The following is a 16,345-nucleotide window of genomic DNA, read 5'->3' as shown; positions in this document are numbered from 1 at the left end:
GCGTTTTCATGCAAAATAGCACGATCGTTCTTTTTAGGTGGTTCATGACCGATTTTCAAAAATCGCCCGCATCCGAAAGCCGTGCCATCCACAAAGGTCAGCAAACCAAAGCGGCCATCGTGGATGCTGCCCTGGGCTTGGCCACGCAAATTGGCTTGGAGGGTTTGAGTATTGGCGCATTGGCCGAGGTGGCGCGCATGAGCAAGTCGGGCGTGTTTGCCCACTTTGGCTCGCGCGAGGAGTTGCAGCTGTCGGTGGTGCGTGAGTACCACGAGCGCTTTGAGGCTGAGGTGTTCTACCCCGCCTTGCAGGCCGAGCGAGGCTTGCCCAGATTACGTCAGCTGTTTGCCAACTGGACCAAACGCACCTCGGCAGAAATTGACTCAGGTTGTCTGTACATCAGCGGTGCGGCTGAGTTCGATGACCGCCCCGGCCCCGTGCGTGACGCCTTGGCCAGCTCGGTCAAAACCTGGTTGGCTGCCGTTCATCGCTCGGTGGTGCAGGCCCGCGATGAAGGGCATTTGTCTGCCGACATGGATGCTGAACAAATGGTGTTCGAGATTCACGGTCTGATCTTGGCGCTGCAATACGAAGCCCGTTTTCTGCGCTCGGCCAAATCGTTGCAGCACACTGCTGTGGGGTTTGAAAACATTCTGGCGCGCTATGGCGCGGCCGTGCCGTCGGTGCCAACCCCGCGTTCGACGATAAAAAAATCTGTCAAAAAGTAAGGAGCTTCTGATGCCCAGCTATACCCCCCCGTTGCGCGACATGCAGTTTTTATTGCATGAAGTTTTGCATGTCACCGAGGCATTGCACGCCATGCCGCCCCATGCAGAGATGGATGCAGACACCTTGACCGCTGTGCTGGAGGAGGGGGGCAAATTTGCCTCTGAGGTGATCTTTCCCCTCAACCAAGTCGGCGATGAACAAGGTTGCCAGCTGGATACACGCACGCACGAAGTCAAAACCCCCGATGGTTTCAAAGCCGCCTATGCGCAGTACGTGCAAGGGGGGTGGCCATCGCTGAGTTGTGACCCAGCCTATGGCGGACAAGGCTTGCCCATTGTGGTGAATCAGTGCTTGTACGAAATGCTCAACAGCGCCAACCAGGCGTGGACCATGTACCCCGGTCTCACGCACGGCGCTTACGAAGCGTTACATGCCCATGGCACCGAAGCACAAAAGCAGTGCTATCTGCCCAAACTCACCAGCGGTGAATGGACCGGCACCATGTGTCTGACCGAGCCCCATTGCGGCACCGACCTTGGGTTGCTGCGCACCAAGGCCGAGCCGCAAGCGGACGGGACTTACCGCATCACAGGCAACAAAATTTTCATCAGTGCGGGTGAGCACGACATGGTCAGCAACATCGTGCATTTGGTGTTGGCCCGTTTGCCCGACGCGCCTGCGGGCAGCAAAGGCATCAGCCTGTTTGCCGTGCCGAAGTTTTTGGTGCTTGATGATGGCAGCTTGGGCGAACGTAACGGGATCTACTGTGGTGGCCTGGAACACAAGATGGGCATCCACGGCAACGCCACCTGCCAGATGGTGCTCGATGGTGCCTTGGGTACCTTGGTCGGTCAGCCCCACAAAGGCTTGGCGGCCATGTTTGTCATGATGAACGTGGCGCGCATCGGTGTGGGCATGCAATCTTTGGGTTTGACCGAAGTGGCCTACCAAAATGCATTGGCTTACGCCAAAGAGCGCATCCAGTCGCGCAGTTTGACCGGTGTGAAGTCACCCAATCAGCCCGCCGACAGCATCTTGGTGCATCCCGATGTGCGCAAGATGCTGCTCACCGCCAAAGCCTATGCCGAGGGTGGTCGCGCCCTGAGCTTGCACTGCGCCTTGTTGGTGGACCAAGAATTGAGCCATCCTGACCCTGCCGTGCGTGCCGAGGCCGCCGAACAAGTGGCCTTGCTCACCCCCATCGTCAAAGCCTTCATCACAGACAACGCTTGGATCGCCACTTCGGCCTGTATGCAGGTGCTGGGCGGACACGGCTTCATCCGTGAATGGGGCATGGAGCAGTACGTACGCGATGCCCGCATCAACATGATTTATGAAGGTACCAACACCATCCAAAGCTTGGACTTGCTGGGGCGCAAGGTCTTGGGCAATCAAGGTGCTTCGCTCAAAAAGTTTGGCGCACAGATTACCGCCTTGGTGATGGCTGAGCAGGGTAACGAGGACATGGCCGAGTTCATCCAACCTTTGGCCAAGTTGGGCCAGCAAATGACCCAGTTCACGGGAGAGATTGGCTACAAAGCTTTGCAAAACGCCGACGAGGTGGGCGCCGCGGCGGTGGACTATCTGCGCGTGGCCGGGCACTTGGTATTCGGCTATTTTTGGGCTCGTATGGCGCAAGTCGCCTTGCAACGCATCGCTGCGGGTGACCGTGATCCGTTCTACCAAGCCAAGCTACAAACCGCCCGCTTTTACTTTGCCAAGTTGTTCCCTGAAACGGCTTCTCTGATGCAAACCGCACGTGCGGGATCAGCCGTGTTGATGGACACCGAGGCGGTGTTTGCCTGAGTTCAAGGCGGCGACAATGCGAAGCAATTTCAAGGAGTGGCTATGTTGAGTTGGCGTGCTTTCTTTGTGGCAAGCGTGATGTCTGGCGCAGTGCTCGCCGCACACGCGCAGATGACGCCTGTGGGCCTGTGGCGCACCATCGATGACGACACCGGCGAGGCCCGTGCCGAGATTGACATCGTTGAGCGCCAAGGGGTGTTGTTTGGCCGTGTGGCCAAGTCGCTGGACCCAGACCCCAAGGCCGTCAAAACCTGTGATGACTGCAAAGACGACCGCAAGGGCCAAGCCATTGTGGGCATGGAGATCATCCGTGGCGTGCGCTACGAGCCCGATGACAAACGCTGGGGCGGTGGCGGCAAAATCCTCGACCCGGAAAACGGCAAGGAATACACCGTGCGCATGGTGCCGCTCGACGGCGGCAAACGCTTGCAACTGCGTGGCTACATCGGCCCTTTTTACCGCACCCAAATTTGGCAGCGTATTCAATAAACCCAACCGAGATTTGTCATGACCGACATCCTGCAACACATCGACCAAGGCGTGATGACGCTGACCTTCAACCGCTTGGACAAAAAGAACTCCATCACGGCGGCCATGTACGCCAGCTTGGCCGATGCTGTGGAGCACGCCCAAACCAACGCCGAGGTGCGCGTGGTGCTCATTCAAGGGCATGAAACCATCTTCAGCGCCGGCAACGACATTGCCGACTTTTTGAACCACCCACCGTCAGGTCACGACGCCCCGGTGTTTCGCTTTTTACGGGCCATTGCCGGGTTCAGCAAACCTTTGCTGGCCGCTGTGGCTGGGCCTGCGGTGGGCATTGGCACCACGCTCTTGTTCCACTGCGACTTGGTGTACGCCGGTGACAACGCCGCCTTCTCGATGCCTTTTGTCAATTTGGGTCTGTGTCCAGAAGCAGGCTCAAGCATCTTGGTGCCGCAGATGATGGGCCACCACCGTGCCGCAGAGGCCTTGCTCATGGGCGAGCCTTTCATGGCAGAGGCAGCGCAAGAGGTGGGCTTGATCAACCGTGTGGTGCCCCCCACCGAGGTCAACAGTTATGCCCAGGCGCAAGCGCGCAAACTGGCGGCCAAACCCCTGAGTTCTTTGGTGGAGACCAAGCGGCTCATGAAGAGCGGCCAGTCTGCACAGATCATGGCGCAGATAGAGGCCGAGGCCGCCAGCTTTGGTCGCATGCTGCAAGAGCCTGCTGCGCGAGAAGCGTTTGGTGCCTTCATGGAAAAGCGTCGCCCTGATTTTTCCAAACTCTGAAAGCCTTGTTTTGATGAAGCGCCTGTCACCCGATGGTCACTTTGAGCCCGAGTTCGTCGAAGGCGTGCGTGCCATCTTTGAAGAAAAAATTGTCTTCAACCAAGTCTTGGGTCTCAAGCTGAGCGAGATCACACCCACGGTCGTCAAAGCGCGTTTGGAGATGAAGCCCGAGCTGGTCGGGCACTTTGCCTACAACCGTGTGCATGGCGGCGTCATCAGTGCGTCATTGGATGCTTTGGGCGGACTGGCTTGTCTGGTGGCCAAAGCAGCGCGTCACATGGATCAGACGCCGACACAACGCTTGGACTTTTTCCTCAAAATTGGCACCATCGATTTACGCATTGACTACCTGCGCCAAGGCATTGGCACGCACTTTGACATGCGTGCCGAGGTGTTGCGTTTGGGCTCTCGGGTGGGGTCAACGCGGATGGAGTTTTTCGGTCCCGATGGCCAATTGATGGCCACCGGCAGCGGGGCCTACATCGTCTCTTGAGTTCAGTCTTTGGGAATGGGGCGTGGCTTGCCTTGGTCATCAATCGCCACATAGGTCAAGGTGGCATGCGTGACCTTGATGTATTCACCCTGACGGCTGAAACGCTCGGCGTACACCTCTACCGCCACACTGATGGAGGTGTGGCCGATGCGTTGCACCTTGGCAAAAAAGCTCAAGATGTCGCCCACTTTCACTGCTTGTTTGAAGATGAACTCGTTCACCGCCACGGTGGCCATGCGGCCACGCACATAGCGCGCAGGTAGCACGGCACCCGCCAAGTCGACCTGAGCCATGACCCAGCCGCCAAAAATATCGCCGTTGGCGTTGCAGTCCGCGGGCATGGGGATGACCTTGAGCACCAGCTCTTGGTCGGTTGGGAGTGTCACCACAGAGGCGGAGGAATTGGAAGTCATAGGCACAATCAACGGTTAACTATTTGGCATTGTGCAATATGCGTCATCACGCACCTTCAACTCCACCATCCCCTGCCAACACCGGCACCCCGCGCTCCGACAGCGCCACGCTCAAGCGCCTTTTCCCATACCTGTGGCAATACAAGTGGCGCGTCATGGCAGCTTTGCTGTTCATGGTGGGGGCCAAGTTGGCCAACGTCGGTGTGCCCTTGTTGCTCAAAGAGTTGATCGACACCATGTCCTTCAAGCCGAACGACCCCACGGCGGTGCTGGTGGTGCCGGTGTCCTTGTTGCTGGTCTATGGCGTGTTGCGTTTGTCAGCGTCGGCCTTCACCGAATTGCGTGAGTTAGTGTTTGCCAAAGCCACCCAAGGCGCGGCACGGCAAATTGCGCTGGAAACTTTTCAGCATCTGCACGGTTTGAGTTTGCGCTTTCATCTGGAGCGTCAAACCGGTGGCATGACGCGCGACATTGAGCGCGGCGTGCGTGGCATCGAGTCCTTGATTTCGTATTCGCTCTACAGCATCGTGCCTACCTTGATTGAGGTGGCTTTGGTGCTGTCGATCTTGGCGGTGAAGTTCGATGTGTGGTTTGCGGGCATCACTTTGTTGGCCTTGGCCATTTACATCGTGTTCACGGTCAGCGTCACCGAGTGGCGCACCCATTTTCGCCGTCAGGCCAACGAGTTTGACTCAGCCGCCCACACCAAGGCGGTGGATTCGTTGTTGAACTACGAAACCGTCAAATACTTCAGCAACGAAGGCTTTGAAGCCCAGCGCTACGACACCAGTCTGGACCAGCTGCGTCGTGCACGGCTGAAATCACAAACCTCGTTGTCGCTGCTCAACACCGGTCAGCAACTCATCATCGCCATCGCCTTGGTCACCATGCTGTGGCGCGCCACCGTGGGCGTGGTCGAGGGGCGCATGACCTTGGGCGACTTGGTGATGATCAACGCCTTCATGATTCAGCTCTACATCCCGCTCAATTTCTTGGGTGTGCTGTACCGCGAAATCAAACAAAGCCTGACCGACTTGGACCGCATGTTCAGCTTGCTGGAGAAAGAGCGCGAAGTGGCCGACGATCCGGGCGCACCCGATTTGCAAGTGAGCGGTCCACCCACGGTGCGCTTTGAGTCGGTGGTGTTTGCCTATGAGCCTGCGCGTGAAATTTTGCATGGCATCAGCTTTGAAATTCCTGCTGGCAAAACCGTGGCCGTGGTGGGGCCTTCGGGCTCGGGTAAGTCAACCCTGGCGCGTTTGTTGTTCAGGTTTTATGACGTGGGCAGTGGCCACATCACCATCGACGGGCAAGACATTCGCCGCGTCACGCAGCACAGCGTGCGCCGTGCCCTAGGCATCGTGCCGCAAGACACGGTGTTGTTCAACGACACCGTGCGCTACAACATCGCCTATGGCCGCACCGATGCCACCGCGCAAGAGGTGGAGCAAGCAGCACGCGCCGCACACATCCACGACTTCATCGCCGCCACGCCCAAGGGTTACGACACCATGGTGGGTGAGCGCGGTCTGAAGTTGTCGGGTGGCGAGAAGCAGCGCGTGGCGATTGCGCGCACCTTGCTCAAAAACCCGCCGATTGTGATTTTTGACGAAGCCACCTCGGCCTTGGACAGCGCCAACGAGCGCGCCATTCAAGGGGAATTGCAAAGCGCCGCCCACAACAAAACCACCTTGGTGATTGCCCACCGTTTGTCCACGGTGGTCGATGCCCACGAGATTTTGGTGCTGGATGCCGGGCACATTGTGGAGCGCGGATCGCACGCGGCTTTGTTGGCGCTCAATGGGCGGTATGCGCAGATGTGGGCGTTACAGCAGTCGTCTGAAGCCTGATATCGTTTTGTTGACGTTGCGCGAAGCACGGGTGGTGCACCCCAAACGGCTTACATCGCTGCGCGATGAATGGCGCCTTATTGGGGTACACCACCCATGCTTCTTGGGGCGAGCGGACAACTTCAAGGCCTCGATGGTGGTGAAGGCTACCGAGACCTCTGCTACCTGAAACTTTGCGCCTTGGCGCTATGGCCTAAGCCTGCCGCTTTTCGCTTTTAGCTTTCCGCCTTTCGTCTTTCGTCTTTCGTCTTTCGTCTTTCGTCTTTCGTCTTTCGCTTCTCGCCTGAAATTCTTCGCACAACAACATGCGGGTTGGGGGAGGCCGATGCGGCGCCATTCGTCGCGCAGCGATGTAAGCCGCAGCGGCCTCCTCCAATCCGCATCCCCGAGGGCGAGGAAGACGAAGCGCAAGAGGATCGACGGCGTAAGGATGCGGATCAACGACACCAACAAAAAAGGCCCCTCGTCAGCAACGAGAGGCCTTCAAAGCAAACCCAAAAAGCGATTACTTCAAACCAGCCGCTGCCTTCAGTGCCGCCGCTTTGTCGGTGCGCTCCCACGTGAACTCGGGCTCTTCGCGACCGAAGTGGCCATAGGCCGCGGTCTTGCTGTAAATCGGACGCAGCAAGTCGAGCATTTGAATGATGCCCTTGGGGCGCAGGTCAAAGTGCTCGGCCACCAAGGCGGCGATTTTCTCGTCGCTGATCACGCCGGTGCCTTCGGTGTTGACCGTGATGTTCATTGGACGGGCCACGCCAATCGCGTACGCCACTTGAATTTGGCACTTGCTGGCCAAACCGGCGGCCACGATGTTCTTGGCTACATAGCGTGCAGCGTAGGCGGCAGAGCGGTCGACCTTGGACGGGTCTTTGCCCGAGAAAGCGCCACCACCGTGGGGGCAAGCGCCGCCGTAGGTGTCCACAATGATCTTGCGGCCAGTCAAGCCGCAGTCGCCTTGTGGGCCGCCGATGACGAAACGACCGGTGGGGTTGATCAGGTACTTGGTGTCTTTGAGCCACTCTTTGGGCAGCACGGGCTTGATGATTTCTTCGATGATGGCTTCGGTGAAGCTGGCCTTCATCTTGGTGGCCGATTCGCTTTGGTCCGGGCTGTGTTGGGTCGACAGCACCACGGTGTCAATGCTGTGGGGCTTGCCATCGACATAACGCATGGTCACTTGGCTCTTGGCGTCAGGGCGCAGGAAAGGCAGGCGACCGTCTTTGCGCAACTGGGCTTGGCGCTCCACCAAGCGGTGGGCGTAGTGGATGGGGGCTGGCATCAGCTCAGGGGTTTCGCTGCAGGCATAGCCAAACATCAAGCCTTGGTCGCCAGCGCCGATGTTGAGGTGGTCGTCCGACGCATGGTCCACGCCCTGGGCGATGTCGTTGGATTGCTTGTCGTACGCGACCAACACGGCGCAGCCTTTGTAGTCAATGCCGTACTCGGTGTTGTCGTAGCCGATGCGTTTGATGGTGTCGCGCGCCACTTGGATGTAGTCCACGTTGGCTTGGGTGGTGATCTCACCGGCCAACACCACCAGACCGGTGTTGGTCAGGGTCTCAGCGGCCACGCGCGAACGCGGGTCTTGGGTGAAGATGGCATCCAGAATCGCGTCCGAGATTTGGTCTGCCACTTTGTCGGGGTGGCCTTCCGAAACGGATTCGGAGGTGAAGAGATAGTCGAGAGACATGAAAAAAGCTCCATTCGGTTGATAAGTTGGCGTTGCCAACCCCGAAGGAGCCCGGCGAACGCTTTAGCAGATGGTTCGGTGTTGACCAAACCGGGACCCACCAAGGTGGGGTTGTCGCTCTGCAAGTTGCTCTGTTAACTCAGCGACAATCGATATTCTATTTCAACTTTTATCGTTTCAATCAGCCTCATGGCCCCTGTCACCCGTCTGTTCCTTTGGTTATCGCGTGTCCCGCTGTCATGGATGCAGCGTGTGGGTGCGTTGCTGGGTTGGGTGGTGTGGTGGTCTTCACCGAGTTACCGCCGGCATTTCAAAGCCAACGTGCAAGCGGCGGGTGTGCCGTGGAGCGCAGCACGCCCCGCCATTGCCGCCATCGGCACCATGTTGGCCGAATTGCCGTGGGTGTGGATGCGTTCGACCTCACAGCCCTTGGGCAATGTGGTGCGTTGGGACGGTGCCGAACACTTTGAAGCGGCCTTGCAAGCAGGCAAGGGTGCCATTGTGATGTCGCCTCACCTAGGGTGTTGGGAAATCGGTGCGCAAGCCATTGCTGAGAGGTTTGGCCCTCGCTTTGGACCTTTGGTCGCGTTGTATCGGCCAGCGCGCAAGGCGTGGCTGGAGCCTTTGGTGGCACAAGCGCGCACACGCCCCTATCTGGCGTCTGCGCCCACATCGTTGGCCGGTGTGCGCACCTTGATTCGCACCTTGCGTGCCGGGGGCTACACCGCCATCTTGCCCGACCAAGTGCCTCCCTCAGGGCAAGGTGTGTGGGCACCGTTTTTTGGCCGTGAGGTGTACACCATGACTTTGTTGTCCAAGTTGGCTCAACAAACCGGTGCGACGGTGGTCTTGACTTGGTGCGAGCGTTTGGCACCGGGACAGGGCTTTTGCATGCACATGCGGCCTTTGAATGCGCCCGAATTGAAAGACCCCACCTGCCCTCCTGAGCTGGCTGCCGCTGCGGTGAACCGAGGTGTGGAGATGTTGGTACGTGCGGCCCCTGGTCAGTACTTGTGGGGCTATGCCCGTGACAAGCAACCGCGGGCGGAGGGCTAAGTCGTGTTCTCTGCACTGGGACTCTGGCTGCTGCGTGGTGTGGGCTATTTGCCTTTGCCCGTCCTTCGCGCTTTGGGGGCTGCTTTGGGCTTGTTGCTGTATGCCGTGGTGGCTGATCGACGGCATGTGGTGCTCACCAACTTGCGCATTTGCTTTCCTGCGCTGAGTCTGCAGGCGCGTGCGGCTTTGGCGCGGCAGAGCTTTGTGCACTTTGCGCAGGCTTGGTTGGACCGCAGTTGGTTGTGGCATCGCTCGCCAGCTTGCATTCAGTCGCGTGTGCAGCTCATGGGCGATGTGGCCAGTTTGTCGCAGGCACAACCCACCGTGTTGTTCGCACCGCACTTTGTGGGGCTGGATGTGGGGTGGACCGCGTTGACCTTGAGTTTGCCCCTGCACTTCACCACCATCTTCACGCCGCAGTCCAACGCCACGGTGGACGCCTGGGTGGCGCAAGGGCGTCAGCGCTTTGGTCATGTGCGCTTGTTCCGTCGCGAAGACGGCGTCAAGCCCATCGTCAGCGCGCTGCGGCAACACCAATTGCTTTACCTGTTGCCCGACATGAACTTTGGCCCGAGCGAGTCCATCTTTGTGCCGTTCTATGGTGAGCCGGCGGCCACGGTGCCCTCGTTGTCACGTTTTGCCAAACTGGGTCGTGCCCGTGTGGTGCCGGTGACCACGCGCATGACCCCGATGGGGTATGAGGTGACGGTACACCCGGCATGGCCTGACTTTCCCACCGACGATGTGTCTGTTGACACCGCCACCATGAACCTGCGTTTGCAAGGCTTCATCGACACCATGCCCGCCCAATACTTCTGGGTGCACAAACGTTTCAAAACACGCCCGCCCGGCGCGCCTGAGCGCTATTGATGCTTGTCGTGCGTGCGCGCGCTGATGCGCTGCGTGCGTTCACCCACGGTGCGACCGGCTTTGTCTTCAGCCAAAAAGTCAGCCACCAGTTGCGTCACCCGTTCGGGTTGTTCGTGCAGCAGCCAATGCGTGGCGTTTTTGATGCGGTGCAAGGTCAGCTTGGGCACGTAGTCGCCTAAACCGTCGATCAAGCCGGGCAGCAAGGCACTGTCTTGCATGCCCCAGATCACGCAAGTGGGCACCTTCACCATCAGCATATCGTGTGGCAGGTGCAAGGCCGATACCGCCGGGTCGCCCAAGCGTGGTGGCCGCATGGGCGATGCGCGGTAGTAGTTCAGCGCACCGTTCAAACCCCGGTCCCAAATGGCGCGGTATTGGGCTTTCATCGCCTCGGTCAACCACGCGTGCTTGCCATCAGCTGCGCCCATGCTGGTGAAAAACTCCCACAGGCGACGGTAGTCGTCTTCGGCCAGCAGTGCCTGGGCGTCGGGGCGAATCAAAAAATTCATGTACGCACTGGCGGCTTGTTGGGCCGGGTTGTTTTGCAACTCGCGCAACAAGGTGCCGGGGTGTGGTGCGTTGAGGATGACCAAACGCCGCAGCTGGGTTGGATGCTGGTTGGCGAAGTTCCATGCGATTGCACCGCCCCAGTCATGCGCCACCAAGCCGGCCAAAGGTGCTTCGGGGCTTTCGATGGCGGCCAAGGCCTGCACGTCTTGCACCAAGTGTTTGGCGCGGTAGTCGCTCACTTCAGCCGGGGCGCTGGAGTGTTCGTAGCCGCGCAGGTTGGGCGCCACACAACGGTAGCCACCGTGCTCGGGTTGCGCAAAGTGGGTCAACAGAGCGTCCCATACAAAGGCCGCTTCAGGAAATCCGTGCAAAAACATCAGCACCGGTCGCCCTGGCTCACCGCTGACCCGGCAACTCAAGGTCATGCCGTGCGGCAGGGTGTGGGTGAGTGTTTGAATCACGGATGCATCCAGTCGTAGAGCAGGGTGGCCACCTCGTCGACCCCCTGTTTTTTGAGGGCGGAAAACAGTTTGACCTGACCGCCACCGGCTTGCAGCTTGGCAATGGACAGCGCTTTGGCACCCTCGGTGCGGTTGAGCTTGTCGGCCTTGGTCAGCAGCACCAAGAACTTCAGGCCCTCTTCGACACGGGGACGAATCACGTCCAGCAAGATGTCATCCAACTCGGTCAAGCCATGGCGTGGGTCGCACAGCAGCACCACGGCACGCAGGTTCTCGCGGGTCAACAAATAGTTGGCCATCACTTGTTGCCAGCGAATCTTGTCCTGCTTGGGCACGGCGGCGTAGCCATAACCCGGCAAGTCGGCCAGCACCGCATCGGTCTGGCCTTGACGACCCAACGCAAACAAGTTGATGTGCTGGGTGCGGCCAGGCGTTTTGGAGGCATAGGCCAAGCGTTTTTGCTGCGTCAGCACGTTGATACAGGTCGACTTGCCGGCGTTGGAGCGCCCCACAAAGGCGATTTCAGGCAATTCGTAGGCGGGCAAGTGGTGCAGCTGAGCGGCGGTGGTCAAGAACCGGGCGGTGTGCAACCAGCCCATGGCGTGCTTGGCTTGTTCGGCTGGACTCAGGGGGGACGATGCGGGCGAAGGCGCAACCGAGACCGTGAGCGCGGGTTCCTCCGGGGTGTCGGCAGGGGAGGGTGTGGCTTGTGTGTCTGGCTGATTCATACAGCATTGTAGAATCTGCCGAGTTTTTCAGCGTCTTTGCGCGTCATTAACCAAAGCACCTCTATGAAATTGTTTGCCTCTTTGCTGATCGCTGCCGCCTTGGTGGCTCCTGTTGTGTCTGCACACGCCAACGAACCCGCTAAAGCTGCCAAGCCTGACTTGGCCAAAGGCGAAGCCAGCTTCACCGCTGTGTGCGCGGCTTGCCACGGTGCCGATGGCAATTCGGGCACCCCGGTCAACCCCAAGTTGGCCCAGCAGCACCCTGACTACATCGTCAAGCAATTGCAAGAGTTCAAATCGGGCAAGCGTGCCAATGCGGTGATGAGCGGCATGGCCGCCACGCTGAGCGACGATGACATGAAAAACATCGCGGCTTGGGTAGGCTCCAAGAAAGCCAAAACTGGCTTCGCCAAAGACAAAGAGTTGGTCACCTTGGGTGAGCGCATTTACCGCGGCGGCATTGCCGACCGTCAAATTGCCGCTTGCGCCGGTTGTCACACGCCCAATGGCGCAGGCATTCCTTCGCAGTACCCCCGCCTGTCGGGCCAGCACGCCGAATACACCGCCGCGCAGTTGACGGCTTTCCGTGACGGCGTGCGCAAAAACAGCGTGCAAATGGCCCAAGTGGCCGCCAAGCTCAACGACCGTGAAATCAAGGCTGTGGCCGACTACATGGCTGGTCTGCGTTGATCTGACGCCTCGCGTTCGAAAAGCTGGCTCAGTGCCAGCTTTTTTTTGGCCTCGAATTTGCACTAACCTCCTTGGCACAGGCTTGGCCTTTGAGGTCTGGTTTTGCACGTCGGCATCAACCACCGCACAATGTCACCCATTACTCACCAGGAGATACCGTGTCGCGCCACCTCTTTTCAGCCCACAGTGATTCAGGATTTATTCACCCCCACAGCAGCGAGATCACGTCACACACGGCGTACATGCAGCGGCGTGACTGGTTGAAGCAACTCGCTGCGGGTGCGGGTGGTGTTGCACTGGCTGCGTGGGCGGGTCGTGAGGCCTGGGCCCAATCCGCTGTCGCCAAGCCCGGCAAGCTCAGCCCTCTGGTGGGCGCTGTGAGTCGCCAAGCCGGTGCCAATACGATGGAGAAGGTCACGCCTTACGCCGACGCCAGCAGTTACAACAATTACTACGAGTTCGGCACCGACAAAGCCGATCCCGCTAAATACGCCCACACCCTCAAGACGCAGCCCTGGCGTGTCGAAATCGAAGGTTTGGTCAAAAAGCCCGGCCCCATCGATCTGGACGACTTGCTCAAACTCAGCCCCATGGAAGAGCGCATTTATCGCCTGCGTTGTGTGGAAGGCTGGTCGATGGTCATCCCTTGGGTGGGGTACTCCTTGTCCGAGTTGATCAAACGCGTGGAACCCTTGGGCAGCGCCAAGTATGTCGAGTTCATCACACTGGCCGATCCCAAAACCATGCCGGGTGTGGGTTCGCGCGTGCTCGATTGGCCGTATGTTGAAGGCTTGCGTCTGGACGAAGCCATGCACCCGTTGACCCTGCTGAGTTTTGGCATGTACGGCGAAGTGCTGCCCAACCAAAGTGGCGCGCCCGTGCGCTTGGTGGTGCCTTGGAAATATGGTTTCAAGAGCGCCAAGAGCTTGGTCAAGATTCGTTTTGTGGACAAGCAACCCACCAACTCGTGGGGTCGCTCAGCGCCTCAGGAGTACGGGTTTTATTCCAACGTCAATCCGAATGTGGACCACCCACGCTGGAGCCAAGCCACCGAGCGACGCATTGGCGAAGACGGCTTGTTCGCCAAGAAGCGCAAAACCTTGATGTTCAATGGTTACGAAGCGCAAGTGGGCCAGCTCTACAAGGGCATGGACCTGAGCAAGTTTTTCTAAACACGACGCTCGCTGTGACATTGCGCGCTGTCTTGCGCCATCCGGCCGCCAAGCCTGTGCTGTGTGCCTTGGTGTTGCTGCCCTTTGCGTGGCTGCTGTGGGGTGCGTTCAACGATGCACTGGGGGCCAACCCCGCTGAATACCTCATCCGCGCCACGGGCGACTGGACCTTGCGTGCTTTGTGCCTGGCACTCGCCGTGACCCCCTTGCGTGTGAGCTTGGGGTGGCCCGAGCTGGCGCGTTTTCGCCGCATGCTGGGGCTCACGGTGTATGGCTACGGGGTGCTGCACTTGCTGTGTTACAGCTGGCTCGACATGGGCTTTGAGTGGGGCGACATCGCCCACGACATTGCCAAGCGCCCATTCATCTGGGTGGGCTTTTCAGCCTTTGTGTTGCTCACGCCGTTGGCTGCCACGTCGTTCAATGCGGCCATTCGCCGTTTAGGCGCGAAGCGTTGGCAAAGCTTGCACAAGGCGGTGTACCTGGTGGCTGGCTTGGCGGTGTTGCACTTTTACTGGATGCGCGCGGGCAAGCACAACTTTGCCGAGGTGTGGGTGTATGGCGGCGTGCTAGCTGGATTGTTGGGCTGGCGCTTGGTGCGCAGATTCAAGCGCACCACTTAAAGATTTGAAGTCAACCAAGCTCGGGCGCAGTCACGAGATGCGTCACACCTCAGGCTGTGAGCGGCTATTTTTGCTAGTATCCATAAGCCTACTGTTTGCAAGAGCGAGGAATTTATGACGACCATTGATATTGCAGCGATGCCTGCATCAGAAAAGCTCAAGCTGATGGAGGCGCTTTGGGACTCCCTCTGCGTGAGTTCGGAAGGTGATTTTGAATCCCCCGCATGGCATGAGCAGGCCTTGAAGGACGCCGAACAGGAACTGGCTGCGGGTGTGGCGACTATGGTTGACTGGGACCAAGCCAAAGATCATCTGCGTGCTCGTAAACAAGCGTGAAAATTCGCCTACTTTCCCTCGCAATTGACGATCTTCGCGCAGGTTCCCGCTTTTATGAAAGCCAGCAAACGGGGCTTGGTGACTATTTTCTTGACGCGCTGTTCTCAGACATTGATTCGTTGCTGTTGTACGCAAGCGTTCACCAGAAGGTGTTTGGCTACCACCGCACGCTCTCTAAACGGTTTCCCTACGCGATCTACTACCGTGTCGGTGTAGCGGAGGTTCAAGTTTGGCGCGTACTCGACTGTCGCCAGAACCCCACTTCCATCAAGCAAAGGCTCCAACGAGATTGAGCGACGCGGTTCGCTTGGCGACGCCAAACAATCCACAAACGCATTCAGTCAGTGAGGTTTTTGACCTGACCGACCAAGCACTCCAGAGCCATTTGCTCAGCGGCTGACTCGCGGCGGCGAATCACATGGGCCTGGGTGCCGTCGACCAACACTTCAGCGGCACGTCCACGGGTGTTGTAGTTGCTGGCCATGGCCATGCAATAGGCACCGGTGGAGAGCACGGCCAACACATCGCCTGCTTGCACCACCAACTGGCGGTCGCGACCGAGCCAGTCGCCGCTCTCGCAAATCGGGCCGACCACGTCGTAGCACACGCTGTCACCGGTGCGGGGCGCGAGTGGCACGATTTGGTGGAAGGCCTCGTACATGGCGGGGCGGGGCAAGTCGTTCATGGCGGCGTCGACGATGCAAAAGTTTTTTTGCTCGCCCGGCTTGAGGTAGAGCACCTCGGTCAGGCACACGCCGGCATTGCCCACCAAGGAGCGACCGGGTTCGATCATCAGCTGGCGCTGACCGTAGCCACGTGCATCCAGCTTGGCCAGCAGTTGTGCCCACAGCGCATCGGCGGCGGGTGGGGTGTCGCCGTTGTAGTTGATGCCCAAGCCACCGCCAAAGTCGATGTGGGCAATGGCAATGCCTGCGGCTTCGATCGCGTCCACCAGGTCCAGCACACGGTCCATCGCATCAAGGTAAGGCGTGGCCTCTGTGATTTGCGAGCCGATGTGGCAGTCAATGCCCACCACTTGCAAACCTGGCAGCGACGCGGCGCGCTGGTAGGTGCGCAAGGCTTGCTCGTGGGCCACGCCAAATTTGTTGCCCTTGAGTCCGGTGGAAATGTAGGGGTGAGTTTTGGCGTCCACATTGGGGTTGACGCGAATGCTCACCGGAGCACGCAGGCCCATGACTTGTGCTACCTCGCTCAGCACTTCCAGCTCGGCATCGCTTTCCACGTTGAAGCAGGCGATGCCTGCTTGCAAGGCTTGGCGCATTTCGGCGCGGGTTTTACCAACGCCTGAAAAAATCACTTTGGCCGGATCGCCACCCGCGGCTATGACGCGTTCCAACTCGCCGCCCGAGACGATGTCAAAGCCGCATCCCGCTTGCGCAAACACTTGCAGCACGCCCAAGGATGAATTGGCTTTCATGGCGTAGCAGATGCGGGCCTTGCGTCCAGCAAAGCCGCGTTGGTAAGCGGCCAGTGCGCTCAGCATGGCGGCTTTGGAGTACACAAACAAAGGCGTGCCGTGCTGCGCAGCTAGGTCGGCCAGTTTCACGCCTTCGAGGTAGAGGGCGTTGTGTTGGGTGGCCACGAAGGGCGCACCAGCAAGCGTGGGGTGTGACATCGAACAGCTC

The 16,345-nt window shown here is 58.9% G+C and carries 18 protein-coding genes; 13 read left to right on the top strand and 5 right to left on the bottom strand.

All coding sequences use genetic code 11. From position 1 onward, the window contains the following. Positions 1–44: 44 nt before the first annotated feature. From B9Z41_RS11135 to B9Z41_RS11115, 5 genes are read left to right on the top strand one after another with little or no spacing between them, the layout of a single operon-like run. A complete protein-coding gene (locus B9Z41_RS11135; RefSeq protein WP_100147150.1) occupies positions 45–728 on the top strand; it encodes a TetR/AcrR family transcriptional regulator in 684 nt (227 codons plus the stop codon). 10 nt (positions 729–738) lie between these two features. Beyond that, positions 739–2,535, top strand: a complete 1,797-nt coding sequence (locus B9Z41_RS11130; RefSeq protein ID WP_100147149.1) for an acyl-CoA dehydrogenase C-terminal domain-containing protein — start codon at positions 739–741, stop codon at positions 2,533–2,535. A gap of 42 nt (positions 2,536–2,577) precedes the next feature. Continuing rightward, positions 2,578–3,024: a DUF2147 domain-containing protein gene (locus B9Z41_RS11125; RefSeq protein WP_100147148.1), complete on the top strand. Its 447-nt coding sequence runs from the start codon at positions 2,578–2,580 to the stop codon at positions 3,022–3,024. Positions 3,025–3,042: 18 nt separating this feature from the next. Then, a complete protein-coding gene (locus B9Z41_RS11120) occupies positions 3,043–3,807 on the top strand; it encodes an enoyl-CoA hydratase (RefSeq protein WP_100147147.1) in 765 nt (254 codons plus the stop codon). A 13-nt stretch (positions 3,808–3,820) separates the two neighbouring features. After that, the gene (locus B9Z41_RS11115) at positions 3,821–4,300 is read left to right on the top strand and encodes a thioesterase family protein (protein WP_100147146.1); all 480 of its coding nucleotides are present in this window, start codon (positions 3,821–3,823) and stop codon (positions 4,298–4,300) included. A 2-nt stretch (positions 4,301–4,302) separates the two neighbouring features. Here the strand turns inward: B9Z41_RS11115 and B9Z41_RS11110 are convergent, their stop codons facing one another. Continuing rightward, the gene (locus tag B9Z41_RS11110; RefSeq protein ID WP_100147145.1) at positions 4,303–4,713 is read right to left on the bottom strand and encodes an acyl-CoA thioesterase; all 411 of its coding nucleotides are present in this window, start codon (positions 4,711–4,713) and stop codon (positions 4,303–4,305) included. A 38-nt stretch (positions 4,714–4,751) separates the two neighbouring features. On the opposite strand from B9Z41_RS11110, the gene B9Z41_RS11105 reads away from it, so the two are divergent. Next, complete coding sequence (locus B9Z41_RS11105; protein ID WP_100147144.1) at positions 4,752–6,563, top strand: ABC transporter ATP-binding protein/permease; 1,812 nt, start codon at positions 4,752–4,754, stop codon at positions 6,561–6,563. Between the two features lie 505 nt (positions 6,564–7,068). Here the strand turns inward: B9Z41_RS11105 and metK are convergent. Then, positions 7,069–8,253, bottom strand: coding sequence for a methionine adenosyltransferase (gene metK / locus B9Z41_RS11100; RefSeq protein WP_100147143.1), 1,185 nt, complete (start codon positions 8,251–8,253; stop codon positions 7,069–7,071). Positions 8,254–8,442: 189 nt separating this feature from the next. On the opposite strand from metK, the gene B9Z41_RS11095 reads away from it, so the two are divergent. Continuing rightward, a complete protein-coding gene (locus tag B9Z41_RS11095) occupies positions 8,443–9,309 on the top strand; it encodes a lysophospholipid acyltransferase family protein (RefSeq protein ID WP_100147142.1) in 867 nt (288 codons plus the stop codon). Positions 9,310–9,312: 3 nt separating this feature from the next. Then, positions 9,313–10,179 (top strand): lysophospholipid acyltransferase family protein, encoded by an 867-nt coding sequence (locus B9Z41_RS11090; RefSeq protein ID WP_100147141.1) that lies wholly within the window; start codon positions 9,313–9,315, stop codon positions 10,177–10,179. On the opposite strand, the gene B9Z41_RS11085 is transcribed toward B9Z41_RS11090, so the two are convergent. Then, positions 10,173–11,150 carry an alpha/beta fold hydrolase gene (locus B9Z41_RS11085; protein ID WP_100147140.1) on the bottom strand — a complete coding sequence of 326 codons (978 nt, stop codon included), beginning with the start codon at positions 11,148–11,150 and terminating at the stop codon, positions 10,173–10,175. The genes B9Z41_RS11090 and B9Z41_RS11085 overlap by 7 nt on opposite strands. Continuing rightward, entirely contained in the window at positions 11,147–11,749 is a 603-nt protein-coding gene (gene yihA / locus B9Z41_RS11080; RefSeq protein ID WP_100147248.1) for a ribosome biogenesis GTP-binding protein YihA/YsxC, read from the bottom strand. The genes B9Z41_RS11085 and yihA overlap by 4 nt, the downstream gene beginning before the upstream one ends. Positions 11,750–11,941: 192 nt before the next feature. On the opposite strand from yihA, the gene B9Z41_RS11075 reads away from it, so the two are divergent. From B9Z41_RS11075 to B9Z41_RS11055, 5 genes are all read left to right on the top strand, one after another. Next, positions 11,942–12,568, top strand: coding sequence for a c-type cytochrome (locus B9Z41_RS11075; RefSeq protein WP_100147139.1), 627 nt, complete (start codon positions 11,942–11,944; stop codon positions 12,566–12,568). Between the two features lie 158 nt (positions 12,569–12,726). Continuing rightward, positions 12,727–13,740: a protein-methionine-sulfoxide reductase catalytic subunit MsrP gene (msrP, locus tag B9Z41_RS11070; RefSeq protein ID WP_233202643.1), complete on the top strand. Its 1,014-nt coding sequence runs from the start codon at positions 12,727–12,729 to the stop codon at positions 13,738–13,740. Positions 13,741–13,760: 20 nt separating this feature from the next. After that, positions 13,761–14,363, top strand: coding sequence for a sulfite oxidase heme-binding subunit YedZ (locus B9Z41_RS11065; RefSeq protein WP_100147247.1), 603 nt, complete (start codon positions 13,761–13,763; stop codon positions 14,361–14,363). A gap of 114 nt (positions 14,364–14,477) precedes the next feature. After that, positions 14,478–14,699, top strand: a complete 222-nt coding sequence (locus B9Z41_RS11060) for an addiction module protein (RefSeq protein WP_100147137.1) — start codon at positions 14,478–14,480, stop codon at positions 14,697–14,699. Continuing rightward, on the top strand, positions 14,696–14,992 hold the full coding sequence (locus tag B9Z41_RS11055) for a type II toxin-antitoxin system RelE/ParE family toxin (protein ID WP_100147136.1): 297 nt from the start codon (positions 14,696–14,698) through the stop codon (positions 14,990–14,992). The genes B9Z41_RS11060 and B9Z41_RS11055 overlap by 4 nt, the downstream gene beginning before the upstream one ends. A 44-nt stretch (positions 14,993–15,036) precedes the next feature. Here B9Z41_RS11055 and lysA read toward each other — a convergent pair whose 3' ends face one another. After that, positions 15,037–16,335 (bottom strand): diaminopimelate decarboxylase, encoded by a 1,299-nt coding sequence (lysA, locus tag B9Z41_RS11050; RefSeq protein WP_100147135.1) that lies wholly within the window; start codon positions 16,333–16,335, stop codon positions 15,037–15,039. Between the last annotated feature and the right edge of the window lie 10 nt (positions 16,336–16,345).

Origin of the sequence: Limnohabitans sp. JirII-31 (assembly GCF_002778315.1) — a bacterium.
Lineage (GTDB): Bacteria > Pseudomonadota > Gammaproteobacteria > Burkholderiales > Burkholderiaceae_C > Limnohabitans.
This window is presented reverse-complemented; position numbering and strand designations above follow the sequence as displayed.